The organism is Vibrio scophthalmi LMG 19158 (genome assembly GCF_000222585.1).
In the GTDB taxonomy this organism is placed as follows: Bacteria; Pseudomonadota; Gammaproteobacteria; order Enterobacterales; family Vibrionaceae; genus Vibrio; species Vibrio scophthalmi.
Genome location: NZ_AFWE01000047.1, coordinates 1 through 337, shown reverse-complemented (window position 1 = coordinate 337; position 337 = coordinate 1). Strand labels below are relative to the sequence as shown.

The following is a 337-nucleotide window of genomic DNA, read 5'->3' as shown; positions in this document are numbered from 1 at the left end:
GACAACCTCAAAAAGGCTTGGTTTTCCATAGCGAAAGGGGGTCGCAATACACGAGCAAGCGTTACCAGAAACTACTCAAGAGCTATGGAATGCGTGCAAGTATGGGTGATGTCGGTGCTTGCTGGGATAATGCTGTAGTTGAACGTTTCTTTGGCAGCCTAAAGCATGACTGGTTGTTTAAAGTACACCAACCGACTCGTGAGCATATGCTCAGAGACGTTACGGCATACATGAAATATTACAATCTTGATCGCCTGCACTCAGCTAACGATGATTTATCACCTATAGAGTTTGAAAATAGCATTAGAAAAGTGTCCGGTTGGACTTGACCAGTACA

The 337-nt window shown here is 44.2% G+C and carries 1 protein-coding gene; it reads left to right on the top strand.

What is annotated here, in order from left to right; genetic code table 11:
• On the top strand, positions 1 to 329 hold a 329-nt coding region (locus tag RH88_RS02795), incomplete at its 5' end, for an IS3 family transposase (protein ID WP_005593322.1).
• Positions 330 to 337: the final 8 nt, after the last annotated feature.